Origin of the sequence: Gluconacetobacter tumulicola (genome assembly GCF_014174215.1) — a bacterium.
Lineage (GTDB): Bacteria > Pseudomonadota > Alphaproteobacteria > Acetobacterales > Acetobacteraceae > Gluconacetobacter > Gluconacetobacter tumulicola.
Map to the genome: position 1 here is coordinate 136,259 of NZ_JABEQL010000005.1, position 25,368 is coordinate 161,626.

Genomic DNA, 25,368 nt, shown 5'->3' on the forward strand with positions numbered 1-25,368 from the left:
CAGATGCGCGATCTTCAGCAGCAGGTGATCGAGGCCCATGGCGGCCTCGACCGCTTCCGACAGTTCTCGTTCCTCACGGCGCGGCTTCACCAGTTCGGCATCCTCTGGGATTTGAAGGGAAAGCCGGACGTACTCACTCACACCAATGTTCGGGTGGACCTTCGCAAGGAGGAGGTGTCGCATTGGCCGTTTCACCCGACACAGATGCGGTCCCGCTTCACTTCAGATGAGGTGCGTATGGAGGCACCAAACGGCGACGTCGTCGAGAGCTTGCTGGAGCCGCGGGCGAGCTTCGCTGGGTTTGTGATGGAGACGCACTGGAGCGATCCGCAGCTCGCCTATTTCGCGGGCTATACCATGTGGACCTATCTGACCTCCCCCTTCATCCTGGCTCAGCCAGGCGTCGTGGCTGAAGAGATCGGGCCTTGGTCGGAGGCAGGCGAGGTCTGGCGCAGGCTGAGGGTGACGTTTCCGGAAACGATTGCGACTCACAGCAGGGAACAGATCTTCTACATCGACAGGGATGGCCTGATTCGGCGCCACGACTACGAGGTGGAGATTCAGGGCGACAACGCCGCGGCTCGCTATCTGCTCGAACCCGTAATCGTCGAGGGAATCGTGCTGCCCGCAAAATTCAGGGTCTATCCCAGGGGCCCAGATAACATGCCAGTGGCCGAACCGCTCATCGTTGGCGTCGACCTCTCGGATTATCGTTTCGAATGACAAGGTTCGTGCCGACGATCACGCATCATCAAGCACGTTCAGAAAATGGAGTTCCTGGTATGGGTACTATCAAGGTCGCCGATGGCGCCGAGATTTTCTACAAAGACTGGGGTCCTAAAGACGCACAGCCAATCGTCTTCCACCACGGCTGGCCGCTCAGCGCTGATGACTGGGACGCGCAAATGCTGTTCTTCCTTTCGCACGGTTATCGGGTGATCGCGCACGACCGGCGCGGACATGGCCGCTCGACCCAAACAGATACTGGCAACGACATGGATACCTATGTTGCCGATGTGATGGAGCTGGTCGATCATCTGGACCTCAAGAATGCCATTCATATCGGCCATTCGACGGGTGGCGGTGAGGCAGCGCGCTATGCTGCCCGCGCGAAACCTGGCCGCGTCGCCAAGGTAGTGCTCGCCGGTGCCGTGCCGCCGATCATGGTACGGTCCGAGACGAATCCGGGTGGCACGCCAATAGCAGTTTTTGACGGCTTCCGCGAAGCCCTCGCCACCAACCGAGCACAGTTCTACCTCGATGTGGCGAGTGGTCCGTTCTACGGCTTCAACCGTCCTGATGCGACGATATCTCGGGGCACGATCCAGAACTGGTGGCGACAGGGCATGATCGGGGGCGCCAAGGCCCACTATGACTGCATTGCGGCTTTTTCCGAGACCGACTTCACCGAGGATCTCAAGGCCATCAACGTACCCACCCTGGTGATGCACGGGGACGACGACCAGGTCGTTCCGATTGCGGATGCTGCGGAGTTGTCGATCAAGCTCCTCAAGAAGGGGCAGCTCAAAATCTACAAGGGTTATCCGCATGGCATGCTGACCACGCACGCTGACGTGCTCAACCCCGAGCTACTTTCCTTTGTCGCAGACTAGAGCGATGTCTCTGCCTTAAGAGGACTATCCCAGTCGGCGATATATTGGGCTCTGTTTTTCCACGGTCATTGCGCACTTCGGTCGATGATTTGGATAACGTGGAGACTATGGCCGATTTACCCCACACCGGGGCCTCCGGAATATCCCCATTATTGAACAATGGGGAGCACATTCGGCCGGCGAACGGATCGATAGCTGCATTCAAGGATTCCGGGTGCCACTAAGGGGCGGTTCCGAATTGGCCCGCATTCCGAATAGAGGATACGATGTCGTATAGGAAGGTTAAGTACTTACTGTGGGCTATAGGTCCCATTTTGTTAAGCGGGTGTAGTGATATAGAACTATTGAATCCGAAGGGTTCAATAGGAGAGCAGGAGAAATACCTTATTTTGCTCAGTATGGGTATCATGCTGTGTGTGGTCATTCCTGTGGTTTCTTTGTCCGTTTTTTTTGCGTGGCATTACAGAGCGACCAATACCAAGGCTCATCATGATCCGACATGGCACCATTCTACGGCAATTGAAATTGTCGTGTGGGGGATCCCGATCATGGTTGTCTCCTTTCTAGGATGGAAGATCTGGCACACCACGCATGAGCTTGATCCTTATAAAGAGATAAGCTCCGCGACGCCGGCAGTGGAAGTCGATGTCGTCGCCCTTAACTGGAAATGGCTTTTTATCTATCCGCAATATGGGGTAGCCACGATTAACGTGCTCGACATCCCCGTCAATCGGCCAATCAACTTCCGCTTGACATCGGATTCCAACATGAATTCGTTTTTCATTCCACAGTTGGGTAGCCAGATCTATGCCATGGCTGGGATGGAGACGCGGCTTCACCTGATGGGCACGGAAACAGGTACATATCTCGGGCGGTCTACGGCGTTCAGCGGACCGGGCTTCTCGGGCATGCATTTCCCGGCTCATGTTCAAACAGAAGAGCAGTTCAACGAGTGGATCAAAGCGGCGCGTGCGTCACGCGATGTACTTGATGACAGTGCTTATCTGCAACTGCGTAAAGATAGCGAAGATAATCCCGAAACGATTTACGGCTCTGTAAAGCCGACGCTCTTTCAGCAAGTCACAGCGGAATATGACTGCACTAAGAAAAATTCCTTGCGGCATGATGGTGATCTGTTTCACTGCACGCAACCCGGCAGCGTAGTTATGGAGAACCACTGATGTTGGGGAAACTGAGTATCGAGGCACTACCGCTCGATCAACCAATCGTGGTATGGACATTTGTCGTTGTCGCAATACTGGGACTGGCAGTCCTTGGCTTGGTTAGCTATTTTGGAAAATGGAAATATCTATGGACTGACTGGATTACGTCTGTCGATCACAAGCGGATCGGCATTATGTATATTCTGTTTGCCATTGTTATGCTTCTTCGTGGCTTTGCCGATGCGCTGATGATGCGTCTGCAGCAAGCGCTGGCTGCGACTGGCGGTGCGGGTTACTTGCCACCCCACCATTATGACCAAATTTTTACGGCACACGGCGTGATCATGATTTTCTTCGTGGCCACACCGTTCATCCTGGGTCTGATGAACTTTGTTGTTCCCCTTCAGATAGGTGCCCGAGACGTTGCCTATCCTTTCCTGAACTCCTTCAGTTTCTGGTTGACGGTGATGGGTGGGGCTCTGGTCATGCTTTCCCTCTTCATCGGTGATTTTGCGGCCGTTGGATGGGTAGCTTATCCGCCTCTTTCGGAGTTGGGCTACAGCCCGACTGTCGGAGTGGACTATTTCATCTGGGCGCTTCAGTTGTCGGGGCTTGGGACGTTGATCTCCGGTATCAACTTCATCATGACCATTCTTAAAATGCGTGCGCCCGGCGTTACATTAATGCGGATGCCCGTTTTCACCTGGACCGCTCTGATTACCAATATCCTTATCGTTGCCATCTTCCCGGTCCTGACAGCAACATTGGCTCTCCTTTCCGCCGATCGTATGCTGGGTATGCACTTTTTTACGAACGAACTCGGCGGAAACGCCATGATGTATATTAACCTCATTTGGGTCTGGGGGCATCCCGAGGTCTATGTGCTGGTTCTTCCGGCGTTCGGTGTCTATTCGGAAGTGGTGTCGACGTTTAGCGGCAAGCCGTTATTTGGCTATAAGGGTATGGTTTACGCAACCTGCTCTATAGGCGTTCTTTCCTTCTTTGTGTGGTTGCATCACTTCTTCACCATGGGGTCCGGTGCAAACGTCAACGCTTTCTTCGGAATCATGACCTCGCTGATTTCCATTCCAACCGGTGTTAAGCTGTTCAACTGGCTGTTTACCATGTATCGGGGTCGCATCCGCTTCCATTCTTCGATGCTGTGGTCCATCGGCTTCATGACAACCTTCGCTTTTGGCGGTATGACCGGGGTTATGCTGGCGATTCCCGGTGTAGACTTTGTTGTTCATAACAGCCTGTTTCTTGTTGCCCACTTTCATAACGTGATTATTGGCGGTGTGGTTTTCGGTCTCTTTGCCGGCATGAATTTCTGGTTCCCCAAAGCATTTGGCTTTACGCTGAACGAGACCTGGGGAAAAATTGCTTTCTGGTTCTGGTTCATCGGCTATTGGCTGGCTTGGACGCCGATGTATGTTCTCGGATTCAAGGGAATGACTCGTCGCCTGAACCATTTCAACCAACCAGATTGGGTGCCCTATCTGAATGTTGCCTTCCTGGGCGCCGTCCTTATCGGGATCGGGACTGTCGCGATCCTGATTCAGTTTGCTGTCAGCATTCGTAACCGGAAAGTCAGCGCCGATCGGACCGGCGATCCGTGGGGCGGAAGGAGCCTGGAATGGGCCACCCACTCACCCGTGCCGTTCTATAATTTTGCCCACACTCCCGTTGTGACCTCTCTGGAGCAGCATTGGGATGATAAGATTGCAGGAAGAGATCCGAACGCCGTCCGTCCGTACGAGGATATTCATATGCCGCGCAATACGGGTGCGGGATTCGTGATCGCAGCATTCGGATTTATCATGTGCTTCGCCATAATCTGGCACATGTGGCCGATAGCAGTTGTTGGTCTTGTCGGCATGATCATCACGTTCATCGTGAGGACCTACAATATGGATACCGACTATTATGTTCCTGCGGCTGAGGTCGAAAGGACTGAAGATCAGTACGCCCGGGCGGCGATAAAGGGGGCGGTCTGATGATTGCCGTCACATCTACTCATATGAATGAGGCGCAGCACCACCACGCTCATGATGATGGTAAGAAGACCATAGTAGGCTTCTGGCTCTATCTCATGACAGACTGCCTTATATTCGCATCGTTATTTGCAACGTATGGGGTGTTGGCGCATGCGACGGCGGGTGGCCCAGGCGGCAGGGACCTGTTTGATCTTGGCTATGTCGGCTTTGAGACACTCTTTCTGCTTTTGAGCAGCTTTACGTTCGGTTTGGCTGTCATCAGTGCCCATAAGAATAAAAAGGGCTCGGCGATTTTGTGGCTGGGCGTGACTTTCGTCTTTGGATTGTCATTTATCGGTATGGAAATCGACGAGTTTACGCACCTTATCGCCGAAAATGCAGGGCCTGGCCGCAGTGCCTTCCTCTCCTCCTATTTTGGTCTCGTCGGCACTCACGGTCTTCATGTCACGGTGGGTCTTCTGTGGCTCGCTGTCATGATCCATCAGGTGTCACATTTCGGCCTGAACGCAGTAACGCAGCGTCGTTTGGCTTGCCTGAGCCTATTCTGGCATTTTCTGGATCTGGTTTGGGTGTGTGTTTTCTCGATCGTATATTTGGGAGGAGTCCTGTAATGCACAAGGACGTATCACCCACGGAAGGGCATGGGCTCAGGCACTGTGTCGTAGGTCTCGCTCTTTCCCTGCTCCTGACCGCGCTGGCATTTTGGGCGGTCATGGGGCATGCATTGCCGCACGAATTGATTATGCCGGCAGTTGTATTCTTCGGTGTAATCCAACTTCTGGTGCAGCTTTACTATTTCCTGCATCTGGGTCTATCGCCGGAACAACGTGAGAACACGGCCTATCTGATTCTCGCGGTCATGCTAATCACGGTAATTGTCGGCTTGTCGCTTTGGGTTATGCATAATGCGGACGTCAGCATGATGCCCGGAAGCATGTCCACTATGGATGCGGTCCATCACGAATAGACTTATGGATAGCTTAGCTCCTTACGGATATCGGAACATTTAGGAAGGGTGAAGAGAGTGACATATGAAAACGGCAAGACTCTGACGGATGAGGCAGGAATTCCCATCTTGAGCGATCAACATTCGCTGACGGTTGGTCCCGACGGACCGATTCTGCTTCAAGACCACTATCTCATCGAACAAATCGCGGCTTTCAATCGCGAGATGATTCCAGACCGTCAACCGCATGCAAAAGGCGGCGGCGCATTCGGGTGTTTCAAAGTTACTCAAGATATTAGTCGGTATACCTCTGCAAGCTTTCTACAAGTCGGAATGAAAACCGAGGTTGCGGCCCGCTTTTCGACCGTTGCAGGAGAGGCAGGAAGTCCAGATACTTGGCGCGACCCGCGTGGTTTTGCCCTCAAGTTTTATACGAGCGAGGGCATTTTCGACATGGTAGGTAATAATACGCCAATTTTCTTTATACGCGATCCGATGAAATTCCAGCATTTTATCCATTCACAAAAGCGACGTGCAGATAACGGTCTGCGCGATAATGAGATGCAATGGGACTTCTGGACGCTTAGCCCTGAAAGCGCTCATCAGGTAACATGGCTGATGGGGGATCGAGGCATTCCTGCCTCATGGCGCCACATGGATGGCTTTTCGAGCCACACCTATATGTGGGTGAACGCGCGAGGCGAGCGCTTTTGGGTCAAGTATCACTTCAAGACAAATCAGGGAATTGAATACCTGACGCAAGAGCAAGCCGACAAACTGGCGGGTTCGGACGCTGATTATCATCGGCGGGATCTCTATATGGCGATCAAGCGCGGCGAACATCCGAGCTGGACGCTGAAAATGCAAATCATGCCCTACGAGGACGCCAAGACCTATCGTCTCAATCCGTTCGACCTCACAAAAGTCTGGCCTCAGGGCGAGTATCCGCTGATCGAGGTCGGAGTTCTTACCCTTGATCGGAACGCGGAAGATTTCTTCACTGAAATCGAACAACTGGCGTTTGAACCCAATAATTTCGTGCGCGGCACCGGCCTTTCGCCTGACAAAATGCTGTTGGGTCGTTCTTTCGCCTATGCCGATGCTCATCGCGCAAGGCTTGGCGTAAATTACAAGCAAATACCTGTCAACGCATCAAAATCTCCAGTGCGTTCCTATACCAAAGGCGGAGCGATGCGCATGCGGCAAGCGTCTGACCCCGTATACACGCCAAATTCTAAAGACGGACCGAAGCCCGACGTCGCAAATTTTCCGGAAAATGCGATATGGTCTGCCGACGGGGAATTCGTTCGTGCAGCCAGCACATTGCGTAAGGATGATGACGACTTCAGCCAAGCGGCCGATCTCGTCAACAAGGTCATGGATGAGGCTGCTCGGGAGCGCCTGGTCAGCAACGTCACTGGACATCTGTTGAACGGAGTTGAAGAGCCAGTACTTGGTCGTGCCTTCGAATACTGGAAAAAGATTGACCCCATCGTAGGCGAGAGAATTAGGGCGCGTGTTATCGCTAATCGACAGAAATAGATTGTCGAAAGATCGGCTTCGGGACCCTACAAGCAGGTACAGGGAATGCCGATCGAAGCGATTCAGCCTTCCGGAGATTATGCGGTGTGAGTTGACCAGCCATATCTAGAGGGTGTTATGCACCTTGCATGAGTATAGCGGCATTTCTAAGCATGAAGCACGCGAACGCAATGACATGGAGACTTGCGAGTGTTGAAGCGTAACGCTCGTAATCTTTGACGAGCCTACGACAGCGTGTTGCCCATGCGAAAGATCGCTCGACAACCCATCGGCGCGGCAGCAGGACGAAGCCACGTTTGGCCTCGGGCAACCTGACGACCTCAAGGGCGATCCCCTGGGCCTGTGCTGCCTCGGCAGGTTTCTCGCCGGTATATCCCTGATCGACATAGGCCAGTTCAACGCTCTCGTCCGTCGCATCCTGAATGGCGGCGGCAAGACGTCCTACCTCGGCGCGGTCATCCCGACTGGCTGGTGTGGCATGCAGGGCCAGCAGATACCCCAGTGTGTCCACGGCCATGTGCAGCTTTGATCCCTTTTTGCGCTTGGCCCCATCATATCCGGCGCGGGAACCGCTTTCCGGCGTCGAACGTAATGTCCTGCTGTCGAGAATGGCTGCCGTTGGCTCCGCCCTGCGGCCAGAAGCGATACGCAACACGGCACGCAGATCAGACACCAACGCGTCAAAACAGCCTGCCTCCATCCAGCGACGAGACTGCTGGCAGACCGCCGAGCACGGCGGAAGGTCATTCGGCATGGCGCGCCAGGCAATTCCGTAGCGGATCACGTAACGCAATCCATTGAACAGTTCGCGCAATGCGTGATGTCGTTGTTCCGCATCCTCGCGCATCAGGACCAGATACGGGACAACCAGAGACCATTCTTCGTCTGATACATCAGAGGGATACGGTTTGCGTGCAGGCGTCATCCCTCATTCCTGCACCAATCAGGCTCGAAAGTACATAACACCCTCTAGTTGCTGACGGCTGGGAGCCTTCGCATGAGGCGGGCGGCAGGCGAAGTGTTCCTGCGCCGCAGCAAATTCGCCACCCTGATCGTCATTACCGGCACCAGTGGCGCGTTTCTGGCCCATTTTGATGCGGCAGAGGCTGGCGCGATACCATTCCCCCCTTCTGGTTGGACCGGAATTTGGCTACTCTGCGGGCAATCAGGGGCGGATGGGCCGCTAAAATGGGGAATGTTGGACTAAGATTGGTGAGAAGCTGTCCCTGCTGAAGAAATGGGCTGAAGAGGCGGGGAAAACTGAATAGGGGCATGAGGGATGGCAAGACCAGATCACAGCAAAGAAGATTTCCGCAACAAATCTAAGGTTGGCGCTGATTTTCGTAAACACAATCTATATATGGCAAGGTTTGAGTTCAGCAACTTTCCGAATTCAGATTTTTCTGCTGCTTCTGCAAAGCAATGTTGTTTTATCAGGGCCAACCTGGCTGGGTCAAACTTCACTGGAGCCAACTTATATGGGGCAAATTTTGGAGGGGCGGATCTTCGCGGGGTCAACTTCAGGTCGGCAATTCTTCATCATGTCAATTTTGAGAATGCATTGATACATGACGCTAATTTTACGAGTGCATCCATCAAAATGTGCAAGAAACTCAAGCTGTCAAATGATCAGTTGGAGCAGATAGAGCAAATAAAGAAGTTACAGCGTGAAGTAAGCGCGAAAGATCTGGAGGTCAGGAAAAGTTCTCCTGAGTATCAAGAAAAGAAGCTCAATTCGATACTTAAGAAGCCTTGGGTTGAGGCTATTAGAGATGAGCGTGAAAAAGGCGGGGGCATTGTCATTGTCCTCAAGTATGGTTACGAGTTTCTAGATGGTCTCGCCTCTAACATCCAGAGCTTTGAAACGGTTGATTCTGCTCAAGCAGGAACGACCAAAAAATCGGTAAACCAAATTTCATAAATTGATTTTTTGAAGGATATGGGGTGGCAACAATGCCGAAAAGAATAGAGACACATCGCATCGACACCAAGGCGATCAGAACCATCTTCACACATCTGAATGAAAATTGGCTTGTTCGTAGTCTTGACGAGAGAGATTATGGAGTCGATCTTCAGTTAGAACGCTTTGATTTGGATGACGCAACGGGAGATTTTATCTTTGTTCAGGTGAAGGGTACTAACGATGTATTCGAAGGAAATGTGCAGCTTTCGGGTTTCCCGGTTGATACCCTCAATTATGCCCTGATGTTTGATGTTCCCTTTTTCCTGTTCCATACCTCAAATACTTCAAAGCAGACAAAATTTGTGTGGCTGCAAAAATATGTGGAGGTTCGCCTTGAAAAAGACAAACCCAAGTGGAGATCTCAGGATAGTGTGACCATCTACTTTCCTGAAGAAAACGACCTTGAAAGAAACGATTCCAAGATTGTTGATATTATAAAGAGGGAAAAGCTAAGCAAGGTCGGTGTCAAATTCTTGGCAAGCTATGAATCTTTGAAGCTACATTCAGAGGCAGTTCTAGGCGGCGAAGTTGGCGTTGCAAGTGGTTGTGCGATAGTGACCGAGAAGATCAAGAAATTTTCTTCATTTATTGAAGAATATAGGAATCTGGTCCACGAGGGTAGCTTTGTCGATTTCAACACACTTCCTGCGGTTTATCAAAATATCGCCTCAACACTCAAAATTGATGCTGCTGATAGAGAGACGGTGCAGCGTGCGATAGCCTTCCTTGAAGGAATCAAGGTTGCATTTCTTGGTCAAGATGAGATTGACGATTTTGCAGAAGATGAAGGTGGCTATCATTCATACTAGCACTACAGTTGCGCTTTTACCTTGATATGCGAGATGTATGCTGCGGCCTGATGAGCGCGTCGAAAGAATGACCATCGGAGGATATGCCCGATGGAGGCGCAGCTTCGGGTCATCTTCATGGCAAGACGGCGGATTTCCTGGATTGACCAGCGGATGAGCGGCCGCGTTTGTGCGACTGGCTTTTTTTGAGCGCCATGGCGTTGGCCTGAGACCGCACAGCGGCCATCATCGCGTAAGCCAGCATGACCAGCGAGACGTGACGGTGCCAACCATGCCAGGATCGGGTCTCGTTGTGGTCGAGGCCGAATTCGTTCTTGGCGGTCTCAAAACCCTCTTCAATGCGCCAGCGCGTACCCTCGACGCGCACCAAGGTCTCGAGCGGCGTCCCCTGAGGGCACCAGGTCGTGAAATACGCCAGGTCGCCATCGGCGGGATTGCGCCGCGCCAGCAGCCCACGGGTCCATGTCCCGGTTATGGTGCCTGAATATTCGGCGGCCTCGAGATCGGCCATCGGGCAATACAGCCAGTCATACAGCCGCTCGCCCTTGGTGCCGCGTCCGGCGGAACAGCGGACCCAGGCGGCGTCCGGCAGGGTGTCGACAATCTCGCGCGCCTCGCCAGCCCAGCAGACATCCGGCCGCCAGGAATGGAAGTGATGATTGGCATTCACGCCCAGAACATAGCCCCGGCTGGCGCGGCGCAAAGCCATTTCCAACTCCCCGACGCCATAGACGCTGTCGCCGGCCACCCACCGGAACGGCACATTGGCCGCAAGCGCCCGGCCGATCATCACGCTGGCCAGGGACGGTTTGCTGGCAAACTGGACATCGTCCGGCACATGGGCCGCCGCCAGCCGCTCAGGCTTTTCCGTCCAGGCCTTCGGCAGATACAAAGCCCGGTCGAGAAATGCGTGCCCCTTGGCAGAGACATAGGCTGCGAACACGCCAATCTGGCAATTCGTGATCTTACCCGCGGACCCGGTATATTGCCGTCCCACCCCGCACGATGCGGAGCCCTTCTTGAGAAAACCGGTCTCGTCGACCACCAGCACCGCGTCGGCATCCCCCAGATGCTCGACAACATGATCGCGCACGACGTCACGCAACGCATCGGCGTCCCAATGCCCGCGTCCAAGCAGCGCCTGCTGTCGCCATGGCCCCGGATCGCCCGCAGCTTCCGCGCGCATCCAGCCGGTCTTGCGCGGTTCGTTGCCCAGCAGTGTCTCCAGAAACCGGCCCGCCGACGCCGCCACCCGCTCCTGGCCGAAGACCGGATGCATCCGCGCTTTGGCGTCTCGCAGCGCCTTCAGCGTCAGGGCAAGAACATCCTCGACCGAGGCCGCACCATTCATCTCGTTCAGAATCATAGTTATCCATAGATTCAGAACTCTCAAAAAAACGCAACTGTAGTGCTAGATATGGCTGCATAATAACTGGAAGCGGCTCTGGTAGGGGATGTATTCAGCGGCGCAAGAGATCAAGATTGCTGATGCATTTGTCCCGGTCCCGCGCTGATGCTTACATAGCCGAGCCTCTGCCGAGCTATCTCGTCCCTCTCACCAATCAGGGACTAATTATTTTTCCGAAGGTGGCACATGCGCATCGCCCCAGCTTTTCAGGGTAGTGATGACGGAATCGAGGCTCCACCCACGTTCTGTGAGGCTGTATTCCACCTTCGGGGGAGCTCCGGCATAGACCGCCCGCAGAACAAATCCATCTTGCTCCAGTTCACGCAGCTGCGCCGTTAATACGCGTTGGGTAATGTTCGGAAAACGCTTTCGAATGGCGTTGAAGCGCATGGTTCCTTGCAGAAGACAGAAAAGAATTACGCCCTTCTACTTCCCGCCGATCAGTTCGAGGGTCGCTTCCACGGCGCAGGCAGGGCTGTAATTGAGTTGCTTATGACGAATACGGGGCATGACGGAGTCATTTCCTATACCATGAGCGTTATTGTGGATTCTTGCGTATCCCGGACATAGCGCCTTATCTCTCCGTCATTCGCTGGTGGCCTGGAAATTTTGCGCGCCGTTGGTTCCCAATTTCCCTACGGATCGACGATCCTGATTCATTGCAGGACGTCGAGCTCCCGAACTCCGTAGTGACCCGGCCCTCTGGGAGAGGTCCGCGCCGTGTCGGTCGATTCCGCTGATACCGATGTAGGAGCTACACTGGCGTATCGTGATGGCCGGGGGTTAGATGTTGTTTCGAAAGCTCTGCTGGTGAGCGGAGGCCTGGCGCCCGCCGCGCGTCTGGCGGATGGCAGGCACGGGCGGATGACGCGCTGTACTCCGCGCGCATCTCCGGGACAACCAGCGGAATCAACAACTTTACCGTCGTGGTTGACAATCAGCACGATACGGTAGGATTGGTCGGACAGAGTAGCGATGGCTTGATTTGTTTGGAGCGGTTTGCGACCAAAATAGGCTATTATCGGCTGTTGTCACGTAGTCAGCTTCTTGTTGCCCTGATCGACACCGCTGCCAGGGTTAATCCCGGCAGCGGTGTCGGAGCGGACATGCAATACGCCTATCGGGCGTGCGTCCAATGTCCCCTGTGTCTAAGCTTCCGTTAAACTGACGGCACGCGCGCGACGGGCGGGAAATCGAGCGGTGTATCGACGATGTTGTTGATGCTGTTCGTTAGCACGCTGATCGACACGTGGGCGACCGTTTCAAGGATCTCGGCATCGCTCAGTCCCGCTGCTCGAGCGGAAGCAACGGCCTCCGGGTGGGCGTGGCCATGTGTCGCGTTGATGAGGCGTGCGAGCGTGAGAACGGCCTGAGATTTCGGGTCTGATGCTATGCCATGCTGGGCTGCCGTCAGATCCGCCGCCGTCAGACCAGCGGCCTTCCCAGCAAGGCTGTGCGCGGCAAGACAGTAGTCACAGCTATTGGCGGTCGCGACGGTAATGGCGATCTGCTCCCTTAAGGCACGCGGCAGGACACCATGGCCCAGCGAGGCATGTGTCTGGGCATAAACCTCGAGCACCGCAGGCGCGTGAGCCATGACGCGGAATAGATTGGGTACCCTTCCCATGCTGGCTTTGGCGGCTTTGAAGATTGTGGCGACATGATCGTCAACTGCGTCGTCGTTCAACGGAAGAATGGTGGTCATCAGGGTTCTCCGGGCTGTGACGCCCTCTCTTCATTTGGCCACGCCGTAGCGAGTCGCAGGTTTGGTGGCGGAAATACGCGTCGCCATGGCGCGACGCGCCGCCTCGAAGCGGTTCCACTCTTCGATGTCGGGTAGGGCCGGAATCGTCACCGTCTCTCCTTGGTCGAACCCCGCCAATGCCGCGTCCACCATGTCGTCGGCGGCCATCACGATTTCGGCGGGAAGGTGTTCCACCGCGAGACCGCCCACATCCCAGAATTCCGTGGCCGTGGCACCGGGGAGTACTGCCTGGACACGGATACCCTTGTCCTTCAACTCGTGGTTCAGAGAGGTGCTGAATGCGTGAACGAATGCCTTCGTACCGCCATAGACACCATTAAGAGTTTCGGGCGACACACTCACGATCGACGAAATATTGATCAGGGCCCCGTTCCCGCGCGTCACCATCGCCGGAACGGCGGCATAGGTCAGACGGGTTAGCGCGGTCACGTTGATGTCGATCATCGACATCATTCTTTCGATGTCGCTCTCCAACAGAGGCGCAAAGGTGCCGAAGCCGGCATTGTTTACCAGCATTGTGATGCTGGCGTCCGTCTTCAGCACCGTTTCGACCCGTGCAAGATTTGCCTTGTCCTCGAGATCGGCGGCCAGAACCTCCACCGCGCGGCCTGTCGTGTCACTCAGCCGCTTGGCCAATGCGTCGAGACGCGCCCGATTGCGGGCGACGACAATGAGATCGTAGCCTCGGCGGGCAAGGCGGTCCGCGTATATCGCGCCGATACCTGATGACGCCCCCGTCACGACGGCCGTTCCTTTGCTGGTCATGCGGATATCCTTCCTGAAATTCAGCTTCCGTCACGGACGTCCGTGGTGCTGGCTGCGTTATGACTCCGGACTCATACGCTGTCGCCGTTGCGTCTGAAATGACACAGATGCTACGTATTCGTGCCATGAGCTGACCCAGATAGGGGGAGAGCGATGCCGGACGTCGCCATGTTACTTTTTCCGGGAGTCCAGTTCATGGGGCTCGCAGCACAGACAGCTTTCGAAATTGCCAACCTGGCGGTGGGTAGCCCGTACTATACGCTCCATCTGGTCTCGTTGACGGGCGGCAATGTACCGTCCTCAATGGGATTCGACATCGGCACCGGGCATGTCGATGCGCTGGATGCGCTCGATACGTTGATCTTGCTCGGCGGTGTAACGATTCCGCAGCGCCTGCCTACGGAGCAGATTGCAACGCTTCAACATCACATGCGACGGGCGCGCCGTGTCGCTGGCTTGTGTACTGGCGCATTTTATCTTGCGCAAACCGGTGCGCTCGACGGACGGCGCGCCACGACGCATTGGCTTTACGCTAGCCGCATGCGCGCCGACCATCCCCTGGTGAAGGTCGAGGAAGATCGGATCTTCATCAACGAAGGTCCAGTATGGACATCCGCAGGTCTCACAGCGGGACTGGATCTGGCGCTGGCACTCGTAGAGAAGGATCTCGGATTGGAGCTCTCGCGCACTGTCGCGCGCAGACTGGTGATGAGTCATCGCAGGGCCGGTGGGCAGTCCCAGCATTCCGAGCTGCTAGATCTGGCGCCGAAATCCGATCGGATTCAAAAGGCGCTTGTCTTCGCCCGATGCAACCTGGCAAGCCCTCTTACGATTGAGGAGCTTGCGGCTGTAGTAAATCTGAGTCCGCGCCAGTTCAGTCGTGCGTTCAGCGCGGAAACTGGTCAATCCCCCGCGAAGGTAGTGGAGCGTCTTCGGGTCGAGGCCGCGCGGCTTCTGATCGATGAAGGAAGACTTTCTTTCGATGAGATCGCGCAGGAGACGGGTCTAGTCGATCGCCGACGCCTGCGCGAGGCCTTTATCCGCCAGTTTGGCCAGACGCCGCAAGGGTTCCGGCGTCTCTCCCGTGTCGGGTCGCATGGCGGCGAGAAAGAGCAAGGGTTGTGACAAAGGTAGCAAGCCCGAAGACGATCGTGACGATTGAGGCTTCCGGCCCGAAAGTTCCTCCTGTCAGCCATGTTGGCGCGCTGGGATCAAAGCTCGTGCGTAGGAGACTGTCATCACTGGACATTCCAGACACGCGTGCTCCGAACAGTGCGCCTAAAGTGAAATTCCAGCCTGCGTGGGCGCCGATACTCATCCAAATTCGGCCCGTTGCGATATAGAAACCTGAGAAGAGGAGGCCAGCCTCGACAGCGATCGCCATGCCAGACAATAAAGTTGCATTAGGATTGTGCAGGTGCGCGACACCAAAGAGAAATGCGGAGAGAATCGTTCCCGCGTGAATCCCGAAGGCACAGGACAAGAGTCTGAAAATGATCAGCCGTGCGAGCAACTCTTCAAGGAACCCCGTGCCCAATGCTTCCCTGACGTCATGGGCCCAGTCTGTCCAGAGTTGCTGATGAAATGAGGCGACCCCGACTGCGAAGAGAACGGCCATGACAGCGGAGATCAGGACAACTCCTGCAAGCACGCCGAGCAAAAGCTCTCTAACGGCGTGGCGCGGTGCCAATTCATTTGCGTAACGCTGTTCCCCGTAGCGTATGAGCGCGACGTAGCTGGCATAAGCGAGTATGAGGGTCAGGAAAGCCGCGCATAGAACAACGGTCGAGTTGGTTGTGATGAAGGACCTTACGGCCGTCTGCAAGCCGAATTCGACTACTGTGATGATGAGCATGACCATCATCCAGCACAGAATGCGCAGCCTTTGCCATCTGCCGGGGCTGATGACGCCGCGTTGGCTCATAAGATTGAAGGCGGGGTAGGTTCGGCGGGACAAAAGTGTTGTCATCTCATTTGATCCACATCCACCTTAGGGGATGGAAGGCAAGACGCTGCACCGGGTTACTGATCGCACCGGCCTCCACACCCTGGTGCTTGGAGGACGACGATCATTCCAGGCGCCATCCGGATTACGAATGGCCGGCGAAGGCCCGTGTCAGGAAGATGTTGGCCTGAGCGATAGCGGCCACGGCGGCCGGGGTGATCGCGAGAGCATTGAGCATAACGAAATCGTGGATCGTCCCCTCATAACGGGTGGCGGTCACGCGAACCCCTGCCTGGATCAACTTCCGCGCGTAGGCTTCCCCCTCGTCGCGCAGCACGTCGTTTTCATCCGTAATGACCAGTGCGGGTGCTTGATCGCGGAGGGCTTCGATCGGGGCATTCAGAGGTGAGACATGAGGCTGCGTGCGGTCGGTGTTGGCGACAAGATACTGATTCCAGAAATAATCCATTGCCTTGGCCGTCAGCCAGGGACCGTTTGCGAAGTCACGATACGATCCGTCGTTCATCGCGGCATCCGTCACCGGATAGAACAGTACCTGCGCCACTGGTTTCGGACCTTTCCGCTCGCTGATGAGTTGCGAGACGACTGCGACCATGTTGCCACCCACGCTATCTCCCGCGATGGCGATGCGTCGGGGATCGATGCGGAACTCGGCCGGGTGGGCGGCGACATGGGCGAGCACGGCATAATCCTGCTCGATCGCGAGCGGATAGCGGGCTTCGGGCGAGCGCTCATAATCCACGAAAATCACAACCGCATGGCTTCCGACGGAGAGGTCGCGCACAAGGCGCTCATGGGTCTTCGGGCCGCCCATGACCCAACCGGCGCCATGGAAATACACGATGGCGGGTAGTGTTCCGTGTGCGCCGTGGGGACGATAGACGCGTATACGGGTCTGGCCAGTAGGACCGACTGGCAGCACGTGGTCGGTCATCTGAACGGCGGGTGCCGATACCGGCACGCTAACCTGTGCATGGTCGAGTAGAGCGCGAGCGTCCTCGGGAGACAAAGACGGAATCGGCGGCACATGGGCGGCGGCGAGACCATCGAGGAATTGCTGTGTGGTTGGCTCCAGCACCGGGGCAGCGATTGCCGGCGCGGCGACGAGGAAGGTGGCCAGAACAGCGGCGGTTCTGAGAAGTGTGGTGCGTCTCATGATGAAATATCCTGACTGGACGGGCCTTATTGGCCTGGGGGGATAATATCGCGCACGATATACTATCATCATATATGAAATGTCGGGGCTGGCATGCGAAAGACGTATATGCGATCATTTATCGTGCGATATATCGTGAAGGGTCATGGAGACGCTAATGACCAAGAACCTGGATAAGCCCGAGCTCGACGCTTTCATTTGCTTTTCGCTCTATGCGGCAAGCCATGCGTTCAATCGGCTTTATCAGCCGCTGCTCGAGCCACTCGGCCTGACCTATCCGCAGTATCTCGTCATGAGCGTGTTATGGGCGGGGGACGGCAAACTGGTGGGCGAGATCGGGGCTAGGCTCGGTCTGGTCAGTTCCACGCTCACGCCGTTGCTCAAGCGGCTTGAGAACTCGGGCTTGGTAGCCCGAAGCCGTGACCGGGAAGATGAGCGTCAGGTGAGGGTCACGCTGACACCCGAAGGGCGCACTTTGCGGGCGCAGGCTGCCACCGTTCCAGGCTGCGTGCTGACGGCAACCGGGATGACGACTGACGAGTTGGGTGACCTTCGCGCAAAGATCGACACGCTCCGAGTTGCCATTGAGGGTGCCGTAGCGAATCGGTAACCGGACGGCCCGGTACTGAGCATTCGATCACGGTCTTTCCAACAGCGTGTTCGCTGTCCGGCCGGTCATGGACTCCACGCGCGCCCGCGCCGGCAAACGCGTGACGGCGATCATCGGTTTGATTTCGCCCGGTTCAAGCCATTCTTCGGTTCGCCAGCCGCAAATGACGGATGATCACCGCCATTGCGGGTAACTCGCGAAAATACGCGTTCAAGGGGACGGTGACTCCTGTCGGCAAGAGTGGCGATGCTCGATACGGCCCAAACAGCAGGCGAGACAAAGGACAGATGAATCGGGGCCTTCATCGGCGGAGGCTCACTTTCTTAAATAGTCGGCTGTCCCATCGATCCAGTCCTGGCGCTGTGGTGCGAAGATATCAATGTCGACAGTGTCTTCGGTAATGACGAATTTATGTGGCACGTTCGGCGGGATCACCATCAGATCGCCGGCTTTCATCACGTACTTCTTGCCTCCAGAATAGACCTCGGCGCGTCCCCGGGTGATCCAGGTGATCTGTTCGTTCGGATGGTGATGAAGTGGCACGATCGCGCCCGTTTTCATGGTCCAGACGACGAAAGTACTTTGCGCGCCATATATGACTTGGCGGTCAATGAGCGGCGACACATGCTCCACTGGCTGATCGGCAAGGTCATAGAGCATGGGGGTTTGGCCCATATGCAGGCTGATCTGGGGCTGAATGCCTTCGCCCGGGGCGTTTTGAGGCGCCGTTGTTGGTGCGACGACAGAATCCGCGAGCGAGGCATGGGCACTGAAAGCCATCGCGATAACGGCGACCGTCCCGGCGATGTTCCACCAGCGACGCGGCGTAGGGATATGGGCAGACATGAATGTGACCTTCTTGGAGTTGGGACGTTGCACGTGCTTTCGCAGCACGACGTGGCGTCAGTTGATACGGTTCGCGCTTAATTCCGGGCGTCGAGCGACGTCTTCAGAATGTGTGTCGTCTGGAGCCGCAGCGAGGATGCGCGGTAGCTCCTCGGGGCCTCTCATGTTTGCGCCGCCTCCGGCGGGCAGATCGTGGACGGCGCGGCTCCGGCGACAGCTGTGCGAGGCTCCTGGCCTATGGCCGAATCCATCTTATGGGTCATCTTTCTCGTCGGAATGGCGGTCACGGCGATGCCAGCCGCGATGGCCGATGCCCCGGCCAGTAAGGAAGGGGTAACGGCTTCACCCAGCGTCGCGACCGACAATGCGGCGCCAGTCAGTGGCACGCCTAGCATCGTCATTGACATGGTGGTGGCGGCCAACCACGTACTTGCCGCGTTCACGGCACAGAAGCAAAATGCTGTCGCGACGGGGCCAACAAAGAGCGTCGCAGCCCAGAACGCGGGCGACCCATCGCCAGTGAAAGGGCCTTCGAAAATCCTCGCTCCGCAAGTGAGGATTAGTGCGGCCAGAGTCATCTGCCACGGCGCAAGCGTAAATGCCGAGGAGTTGGCCTTAAAATGGCGTAAGTGTACGATACAGAAGGCCCAGCAGCCGGCGGCAGCCAGCAACATTGCGTTTGCGCCAAGAATGACCTTATTCGACCAATCGATGGCGAAGGGATTAACAAGGGCGATGACGCCGATCACGCCCAGCAGAATCCCAAAGGTGCGGGCCGGAGTTGCCCGCTCACCGAAGAAGCCAATGGCGATGGGGGCCGTCCAGATCGGGGTGGTGTAGCTCAAGATCGCAGAGCGACCGGCCGGCAGATGCGTCATAGCGACCGCGCCGAGCGCTGTGAAGCTCGTCATTTGAAGTAGGCCGATAGAACCAATAAACGGCCAGTCAGCGCGCCGTGGGATCTGTACGCGCCCCTGAATTGCTTGGAAGGCAAATAGGCAGGCTGCGCCCGTCGCGAAGCGGAGCGATGAAAACCAAAGCGGCGAGACGTGACTTAGTCCGGCCTTCATGATCGGCCAGTTGGCGCCCCAGATCACGATTGCCGCAACAAGAGCAAGAATGGGTCTCGAACGCGCCCGCGGCGCGCCGGACTTGATTTTCGGCGCTGATATGGCTGAATTGGGAAATAGTGAAATGCGCATGACTGGACCTCGACGCCCGCCGACCGCGACGTCGGCGCATGTGAGTGCTGGTGTATTTTTGAATGGACGACCCGACGTTCGGGCTTAGGCGCGGCCTAAGGCGATGGCCACGTCGGCACTTCCAACGCTACTGAATCCAATGTCTTTCATGACGTTCTTCTTTTCTGCATGGGATTGAAGAGATGACCGTCTATACGATTCCGATCATCCATATCTGATAGCGTCTGTTCACTATTCGATAATGAATAGGACGAAGTTCTAGGAAGGCGCCGTACGTTTGCGGTCCGTCTCATGCAGCGCAATTTTCGCTTCGAGAGGAATATCCTGCATCCGTCCCATCTTTTTGTTATTATCAGTCCATCATACTACGGAGTCGAACCTTTCCACGCTTAACCCAAGGCCTGTATTCGAACGCCACTTCACTTGCTCATGGTTGGGTACTCAGAGAGAGAAGAAGAAAAGGGAGTTGGATACGCGGCTTACCTTTATGAAACTGTGCAAGTCGGTCGAGTTGCGCAACGGGAAGCCAGAGTCTTCCATCAGTCGTGAGGAAAGGCGCATCCGCCCAATGGAGGCGGCGATCCGACACGAGCGCTTCCGTGCGTCCCGATGGATCACGCCGATAGACCGTTTCATCTTTCAAGGCGACGTAATAGAGGTTTCCTCGGTGATCCATCGCGCTACCGCCGATAGGAGGAAGATCGGCCCAGGGCGTCACCGACGCGGCAAGCGCCTCCGGTGATATCGCGGGGTCGTTCAAAAGCGCGGTCGGCACCTTCGACCACGGACCTTCGAGCGGCCCGAAATACACGTATTTCCCGTCGGGACTGACTTCGAGTGGGTCGGCATTGACCAAGAGCGGTGTCCCATCACCGTTCCTGACGATGCTTCCGTCGATGATGATCGGTCTGTCCGGTCGTGCCTGTGTGGCCGGGACGCCATCGAGAACGCGACGAAAGACGCCGCTTGCGATATCGAGTACAAGCAGGGCCCCTTTTCCGGCGTCGGTCAGATAGGCGTAAAGTCCGTTGAAGCGGACGTCGTCGATGTAGCTCCCCGCCGGAGCGACCTCCGGCCCAAGCGGATAGACACGAAGGATGTTTCCCGTCGCCGGGTCGAGGCGCACCAGCTTAGGGCCATCCTTGACGGGAGGACTACCGAACTGCGGCGTTCCCGTATCGACCACCCAAAGTTTGCCATCAGGATCGATATGAAGGGCGTTGACGCTGACGAAGTGTCGCTTCGGGTCGAGACCTGGTTTCCAGTCGTTCCATGCTGGATTCGGGAATGGGCGAAGCGAATCTTGTGTCGTAAGAACGGCGACTGCTGGGCCGGAAAAGCCCGCCCAGCGCGGCCCTGCTACGAACACACGCTTGGCAGCCAGCGCGACGGCGTTCCAGTCTAGCACCGAGCTTGATGCCTCGACGCGGAGCGGTTGCGCGCGGGCCGTCTCGACGTTCTCAACTGAGACACCACACAGGAATAGGCTTGCCGTGATCGCAGCGGCGCGAAGATGCCGGTATTGTCGAGAGCGTTGCAGCGACGAAGTATGTTTGCTCATAGCGTCATATCTTTGCGATGAATTCGGCAGTGGTGCCGTCTTCGGGATTGACGAATGTGATGTCATCCTGTGCGCGACGCGGTGTATCGATAGCGAGGAACACCACAGGCGCACGCAGGATACGCGGCAGGGCATGGACGGCGCGCCTGGGGAAAACGAGAAGCTGGCCCGGCTCGAAGGCGGCCTCGGTGACCGGATCGTCGATCCAGAACGTTCCCTCGCCGGAGAGCACCTGCAGGATTTCGTCGCATTGCGTGTGATAATGAGCGGGTACGCCGCGATAGACGCGGAAGACCCGGATACTGCGGGATGCGGAGTCCGTCAGATACGTGTCCAGCAGCATCGTGTTGGCCGCGTCCGGAAACGCTGCGGCGATGGCATTGAGGTCGAAACGGCCACCCTGCTGACTAGGTGTAAACGCGTTATCCGTGCTCATGAATCCGTTTCCCGGCCGACCAGAAGATCCCGTAATGCGGCGGTATCCGCCACCTGGTGGAACGCCACGATTTTTCCATTACGGATCGTCCAGAAGTGAGCGAAGGCGATCTCCCCCCTTTTTCCGAGCGTCGTGCGCACCCGATAGAGTCCGGTCGTCGCGACGTTGGCGCCATCGGCCAGAAAGGTCTGGGGCGCCGTGACGTATTCGGTGAAATGGGTCTTTACTGCAGGAAAAAAACGTTCCGCGACCGCTTGCCGACCGACATAACCACCACCTTCGGGAAACGTGTCGAGTACCGCCCAGATGACGTCGTCATCCAGCAACGAAGTGTCAGCGGTCGCATACCAGCGCCGCACCAGATCCGCGGGTGTCTCGTTCATGTTGATCCTCCTCACTCACCGAAACCGGTAAGAACGATTTTCCCCTTTGCTCTTCCGCTCTCGATCAGGGCGTGCGCGCGGCGCAGGTTGTTCGCGTTGATCGGACCGAAATTTTCGTCCAGCGTCGTGCGGATACGCCCACTGTCCACGAGTGCTGCGATCTCGTTCAGCAACGTGCCTTGTTCGGCCATGTCTGCTGTTTCGAACATGGGGCGTGTGAACATCAATTCCCAATGCAGCGACAGGCTCTTACGCTTGAGCGGCAACGCGCTGAGTTCGTCCGGATCATCGATCAGTCCGAAATGTCCCTGTGGCGCCAGCAACTCCACGATATCGGCGAAGTGCTGGTTCGTCTGCGTTGTGGAGAAGACGAAGCCGGGAGCGCCGGTCGGCAGGTGCGCCATCTGTCCGGCGAGGGAGTTCCGGTGGTCGATCATGTGATGCGCGCCAAGGCTTCTGACCCATTCCTGTGTCTCGGGACGCGACGCCGTGGCGATGACGGTCAGGTCCGTTAGTGCGCGGGCCAGTTGGATCGCGATCGAGCCGACGCCGCCCGCACCGCCGATGATCAGCAGGGATGGGACAGTTCCGGGGACAGGTCGTCGGATGTCGAGCCGGTTGAACAACATCTCCCATGCCGTGATCGCGGTCAGTGGGAGTGCGGCGGCCTGCGCCCAGTCCAGCGATTTCGGCTTGTGGCCAACGATCCGTTCATCGACCAGATGGAACTGGGCATTCGTTCCCGAACGATGCAGCGATCCGGCATAGAAGACTTCGTCCCCGACCGCGAAGTTATGGACATCCGGTCCAGTCGCTGTCACGACGCCTGCCGCGTCCCAGCCGAGGACGCGCCATTGACCGGGTTCGGGTGCGGCGCTCCTTCGTACCTTGGTATCAACGGGATTGACCGAAATAGCCCGGATCTCGACCAGGAGATCGTGGCCGGTCGGTACGGGTTGCGGGAGTTCGATGTCCTGCAATGAATTGAAGTCGTCGATCGGAAGGGGGGATTGATAACCTACGGCACGCATAATTTCCGCTCCATCGTTGAATGGAGGTAAGATGAGGCGTTATACTCGGCATGCGCAAGAACGCACATATATCGCCCATAGTATCGGAAATGATACCGTCATGCCCCGTATTCGTCACAAGCAACTCGATTGCAGCCCCGGCTGTGCCGTGGAAGCGACCCTCGAACTGATTGATGGGAAATGGAAGGGCGTGATTCTTTTCCATCTTCTGCAAGGAACCATGCGCTTCAACGCCATCCGAAAGCGTTTGCCGAACGTTACCCAGCGCATGTTAACGGCGCAGTTGCGTGAATTGGAGCAGGATGGATTTGTTCTGCGGACGGTCTACGCCGAAGTCCCCCCAAAGGTGGAATACAGTCTCAACGAACGTGGTCGAAGTCTGGAGCCTGTAATCACGGCACTGAAAAGCTGGGGCGATGTTCATACCAGCTTTGGCAGGAGCGAATCCCATGTGACTAGCTCGGAGAGGGAGCTTTGTGACGAATAGTAGCCGATTTTCGTCTTGATCGACGAACCTCGACGATCGTGTGAACTTGTCATCCGAGAGAGGGCGAGGTTTTAAAAAGACCGGTCTATGGAATATCCATGAATACCGTGGCTCAACAACTTTGCCGTGGTTTTCCTCCGACGTCGGAGGACGAGTAATCAGCGACCCGGCAAAAGCTGATCAGGCAGGGTGTTGCGCGCGGACCTGATCGGAAACCTCGGGTAAGAACTGGGTGCTTTGGTCGGATGAGGATCGGACCGCTCTTCGAGACGTGTTGACCGGATGGGAAGACCGGCTGACCTGCTCTGGAACGTTCATCCAGCCGAAAGTAGAGCCTCAGGGAAAGCTAAACCCATTGCCTTGAACGTTTTGCGGCATGCGTCAGCCGGGGGCTGATGCCCCAGGACCGAATGCGGCCTGGTGGTGCTGTAGTTGGCTCTCCAGGCTGAGATGACGGTGCGGCCCGGGCCATGCTGGTAAAGACTGTCTCGTTCAGCAATTCGTCACGCATTCGGCCATTGAAGCTCTCCACATAGCCATTCTGCATGGGCCGTCTCAGAAGCAGTAAGTGACGCTTTGGCACTGGAGGCGCTGATGCCCCCTGTAATCCAGAGCGCAAACGAGCCGCTCATTTTCAGGCAGTATCAGCGCGGCCGTCCTCTTTTCCTCAATGTTGGCGACGGCGCTTCTCAGCGGAGCTTTACGACCACCTTTCCCCTGGCACGTCCTGTTTCGACTCGGTTCAGCGCTTCGTTCGTTTCCTCAAAGGGAAAGATCCGATCCATGACCGGCCTGATGATCCCGGATTCGACCAGCAGGGTGATCTGCTTCAATTGCTTGCTGTTCGCGCACATGAACAGGAACGAATAGCTGACGCGCCGGGCTTTGGCCTTCCTGCGAATGCTGAGGCTCATGAGGCGCAGCACCTGTCTGAGGATAAAGTTCAGACCCTGCTGCCTAGCAAACTCGATATCCGGCGGCCCGGAGATCGAGATGAGCTTGCCGCCGGGCTTCAGAACGGCAAGGGATTTTTCGAGCGTGTCAGGCCCCAAGCTGTTCAGCACCACGTCGTAGTCAGACAGGACCTTCTCAAAATCGTCTTTTTTGTAGTCGATGACGACGTCGGCTCCAAGGCTTTTAACCAACTCGACGTTTGACGTCCCTGTGGTCGTCGCGACCGTCGCGCCAAGATGCTTGGCAAGCTGGATGGCGAATGTGCCCACGCCGCCGGACCCGGCATGGATGAGCACCTTTTGGCCCCGTTGGAGATTGGCCTTTTCGACCAGTACCTGCCAAGCGGTCAGTCCAACCAGTGGAATTGAGGCAGCTTCCTCCATGGAGAGGTTCTTCGGTTTCGGCGCGAGATCGTCTTCGTTCACGGCGATATATTCGGCATATGTGCCGACTTGGCCATCCCGCGGTCGGGCATATACCTCGTCTCCCAGCTTGACGCCTCGTACCCGCCGGCCGATTTTGGTGACTACGCCGGCAAGGTCGTGCCCCAAGATGACAGGCGGCCGATAGGGAAGGATCAGCTTGAATTCGCCGTCGCGGATTTTTGTGTCGAGACGATTGACACCCGCGGCATGGATTTCGATGAGGACTTCGTCGTCCCTAAGCATTGGCTCCGGCACATCACCGAAGCGCAGGGCGCCGTTCTTTTTGTATCCGTCGAGGATAAAGGCTTTCATCGCGCTCGTTTCTCTTCCGTTTCGACAG

At 56.3% G+C, this 25,368-nt stretch carries 26 protein-coding genes and 1 pseudogene; 12 read left to right on the forward strand and 15 right to left on the reverse strand.

Annotated elements, in window-relative coordinates:
- The first annotated feature begins 3 nt into the window (after positions 1-3).
- The 7 genes from HLH29_RS05560 to HLH29_RS05590 all read left to right on the forward strand — a co-directional run bounded on the left by HLH29_RS05560 (position 4) and on the right by HLH29_RS05590 (position 7,261).
- Positions 4-723 (forward strand): hypothetical protein, encoded by a 720-nt coding sequence (locus tag HLH29_RS05560; RefSeq protein WP_182964961.1) that lies wholly within the window; start codon positions 4-6, stop codon positions 721-723.
- 59 nt (positions 724-782) lie between these two features.
- Complete coding sequence (locus tag HLH29_RS05565) at positions 783-1,613, forward strand: alpha/beta fold hydrolase (protein WP_182964962.1); 831 nt, start codon at positions 783-785, stop codon at positions 1,611-1,613.
- 266 nt (positions 1,614-1,879) lie between these two features.
- The gene (cyoA, locus tag HLH29_RS05570) at positions 1,880-2,794 is read left to right on the forward strand and encodes a ubiquinol oxidase subunit II (protein ID WP_182964963.1); all 915 of its coding nucleotides are present in this window, start codon (positions 1,880-1,882) and stop codon (positions 2,792-2,794) included.
- Positions 2,794-4,773 carry a cytochrome o ubiquinol oxidase subunit I gene (cyoB, locus tag HLH29_RS05575; RefSeq protein ID WP_182964964.1) on the forward strand — a complete coding sequence of 660 codons (1,980 nt, stop codon included), beginning with the start codon at positions 2,794-2,796 and terminating at the stop codon, positions 4,771-4,773. The genes cyoA and cyoB overlap by 1 nt, the downstream gene beginning before the upstream one ends.
- Positions 4,773-5,384 carry a cytochrome o ubiquinol oxidase subunit III gene (cyoC, locus tag HLH29_RS05580; RefSeq protein ID WP_182964965.1) on the forward strand — a complete coding sequence of 204 codons (612 nt, stop codon included), beginning with the start codon at positions 4,773-4,775 and terminating at the stop codon, positions 5,382-5,384. The genes cyoB and cyoC overlap by 1 nt, the downstream gene beginning before the upstream one ends.
- A complete protein-coding gene (gene cyoD / locus HLH29_RS05585) occupies positions 5,384-5,740 on the forward strand; it encodes a cytochrome o ubiquinol oxidase subunit IV (RefSeq protein ID WP_182964966.1) in 357 nt (118 codons plus the stop codon). The genes cyoC and cyoD overlap by 1 nt, the downstream gene beginning before the upstream one ends.
- Before the next feature lie 57 nt (positions 5,741-5,797).
- Positions 5,798-7,261 (forward strand): catalase, encoded by a 1,464-nt coding sequence (locus HLH29_RS05590; RefSeq protein WP_182964967.1) that lies wholly within the window; start codon positions 5,798-5,800, stop codon positions 7,259-7,261.
- A gap of 115 nt (positions 7,262-7,376) precedes the next feature.
- On the opposite strand, the gene HLH29_RS05595 is transcribed toward HLH29_RS05590, so the two are convergent.
- A complete protein-coding gene (locus HLH29_RS05595) occupies positions 7,377-8,186 on the reverse strand; it encodes an IS5 family transposase (protein ID WP_182964968.1) in 810 nt (269 codons plus the stop codon).
- Positions 8,187-8,540: 354 nt separating this feature from the next.
- On the opposite strand from HLH29_RS05595, the gene HLH29_RS05600 reads away from it, so the two are divergent.
- Complete coding sequence (locus HLH29_RS05600) at positions 8,541-9,182, forward strand: pentapeptide repeat-containing protein (protein WP_182964969.1); 642 nt, start codon at positions 8,541-8,543, stop codon at positions 9,180-9,182.
- Between the two features lie 32 nt (positions 9,183-9,214).
- Entirely contained in the window at positions 9,215-10,033 is an 819-nt protein-coding gene (locus tag HLH29_RS05605) for a DUF4365 domain-containing protein (RefSeq protein ID WP_246373844.1), read from the forward strand.
- Between the two features lie 115 nt (positions 10,034-10,148).
- On the opposite strand, the gene HLH29_RS05610 is transcribed toward HLH29_RS05605, so the two are convergent.
- The 4 genes from HLH29_RS05610 to HLH29_RS05625 all read right to left on the reverse strand — a co-directional run bounded on the left by HLH29_RS05610 (position 10,149) and on the right by HLH29_RS05625 (position 13,971).
- Positions 10,149-11,399 carry an IS701 family transposase gene (locus tag HLH29_RS05610; RefSeq protein WP_182964971.1) on the reverse strand — a complete coding sequence of 417 codons (1,251 nt, stop codon included), beginning with the start codon at positions 11,397-11,399 and terminating at the stop codon, positions 10,149-10,151.
- A gap of 207 nt (positions 11,400-11,606) precedes the next feature.
- On the reverse strand, positions 11,607-11,858 hold the full coding sequence (locus HLH29_RS05615) for a winged helix-turn-helix transcriptional regulator (protein ID WP_408871944.1): 252 nt from the start codon (positions 11,856-11,858) through the stop codon (positions 11,607-11,609).
- A 742-nt stretch (positions 11,859-12,600) separates the two neighbouring features.
- A complete protein-coding gene (locus tag HLH29_RS05620) occupies positions 12,601-13,146 on the reverse strand; it encodes a carboxymuconolactone decarboxylase family protein (protein ID WP_182964972.1) in 546 nt (181 codons plus the stop codon).
- Between the two features lie 30 nt (positions 13,147-13,176).
- Positions 13,177-13,971, reverse strand: a complete 795-nt coding sequence (locus tag HLH29_RS05625) for an SDR family NAD(P)-dependent oxidoreductase (RefSeq protein WP_182964973.1) — start codon at positions 13,969-13,971, stop codon at positions 13,177-13,179.
- Positions 13,972-14,124: 153 nt separating this feature from the next.
- On the opposite strand from HLH29_RS05625, the gene HLH29_RS05630 reads away from it, so the two are divergent.
- Positions 14,125-15,096, forward strand: a complete 972-nt coding sequence (locus HLH29_RS05630; RefSeq protein WP_182964974.1) for a GlxA family transcriptional regulator — start codon at positions 14,125-14,127, stop codon at positions 15,094-15,096.
- Here HLH29_RS05630 and HLH29_RS05635 read toward each other — a convergent pair.
- Positions 15,008-15,940 carry a CPBP family intramembrane glutamic endopeptidase gene (locus tag HLH29_RS05635; protein WP_182964975.1) on the reverse strand — a complete coding sequence of 311 codons (933 nt, stop codon included), beginning with the start codon at positions 15,938-15,940 and terminating at the stop codon, positions 15,008-15,010. The genes HLH29_RS05630 and HLH29_RS05635 overlap by 89 nt on opposite strands.
- 121 nt (positions 15,941-16,061) lie before the next feature.
- The gene (locus HLH29_RS05640) at positions 16,062-17,093 is read right to left on the reverse strand and encodes an alpha/beta hydrolase (protein WP_182964976.1); all 1,032 of its coding nucleotides are present in this window, start codon (positions 17,091-17,093) and stop codon (positions 16,062-16,064) included.
- 157 nt (positions 17,094-17,250) lie between these two features.
- Here HLH29_RS05640 and HLH29_RS05645 point away from each other — a divergent pair, with 157 nt between their 5' ends.
- Positions 17,251-17,703 (forward strand): MarR family winged helix-turn-helix transcriptional regulator, encoded by a 453-nt coding sequence (locus HLH29_RS05645; protein ID WP_182964977.1) that lies wholly within the window; start codon positions 17,251-17,253, stop codon positions 17,701-17,703.
- 315 nt (positions 17,704-18,018) lie between these two features.
- Here the strand turns inward: HLH29_RS05645 and HLH29_RS05650 are convergent, their stop codons facing one another.
- From HLH29_RS05650 to HLH29_RS05675, 6 genes are all read right to left on the reverse strand, one after another.
- Positions 18,019-18,549 (reverse strand): cupin domain-containing protein, encoded by a 531-nt coding sequence (locus HLH29_RS05650; RefSeq protein ID WP_220791379.1) that lies wholly within the window; start codon positions 18,547-18,549, stop codon positions 18,019-18,021.
- A gap of 161 nt (positions 18,550-18,710) precedes the next feature.
- A complete protein-coding gene (locus HLH29_RS05655) occupies positions 18,711-19,751 on the reverse strand; it encodes a DMT family transporter (protein WP_182964978.1) in 1,041 nt (346 codons plus the stop codon).
- 427 nt (positions 19,752-20,178) lie between these two features.
- Positions 20,179-21,312 (reverse strand): L-dopachrome tautomerase-related protein, encoded by a 1,134-nt coding sequence (locus tag HLH29_RS05660; protein ID WP_182964979.1) that lies wholly within the window; start codon positions 21,310-21,312, stop codon positions 20,179-20,181.
- Positions 21,313-21,316: 4 nt separating this feature from the next.
- Positions 21,317-21,748, reverse strand: coding sequence for a cupin domain-containing protein (locus tag HLH29_RS05665; protein ID WP_182964980.1), 432 nt, complete (start codon positions 21,746-21,748; stop codon positions 21,317-21,319).
- Positions 21,745-22,131 (reverse strand): nuclear transport factor 2 family protein, encoded by a 387-nt coding sequence (locus HLH29_RS05670; RefSeq protein WP_182964981.1) that lies wholly within the window; start codon positions 22,129-22,131, stop codon positions 21,745-21,747. Before HLH29_RS05670 ends, HLH29_RS05665 begins: the two co-directional genes overlap by 4 nt.
- Positions 22,132-22,142: 11 nt before the next feature.
- Entirely contained in the window at positions 22,143-23,162 is a 1,020-nt protein-coding gene (locus tag HLH29_RS05675; protein ID WP_182964982.1) for a zinc-binding alcohol dehydrogenase family protein, read from the reverse strand.
- Positions 23,163-23,262: 100 nt separating this feature from the next.
- On the opposite strand from HLH29_RS05675, the gene HLH29_RS05680 reads away from it, so the two are divergent.
- The gene (locus tag HLH29_RS05680; protein WP_182964983.1) at positions 23,263-23,649 is read left to right on the forward strand and encodes a winged helix-turn-helix transcriptional regulator; all 387 of its coding nucleotides are present in this window, start codon (positions 23,263-23,265) and stop codon (positions 23,647-23,649) included.
- 383 nt (positions 23,650-24,032) lie between these two features.
- Here the strand turns inward: HLH29_RS05680 and HLH29_RS19535 are convergent.
- Both HLH29_RS19535 and HLH29_RS05690 read right to left on the reverse strand, forming a co-directional pair.
- Positions 24,033-24,202: pseudogene (locus tag HLH29_RS19535) on the reverse strand (integrase core domain-containing protein); the annotation flags it as partial.
- A 136-nt stretch (positions 24,203-24,338) separates the two neighbouring features.
- Positions 24,339-25,340: an NADP-dependent oxidoreductase gene (locus tag HLH29_RS05690; protein ID WP_182964984.1), complete on the reverse strand. Its 1,002-nt coding sequence runs from the start codon at positions 25,338-25,340 to the stop codon at positions 24,339-24,341.
- Positions 25,341-25,368 lie beyond the last annotated feature (28 nt).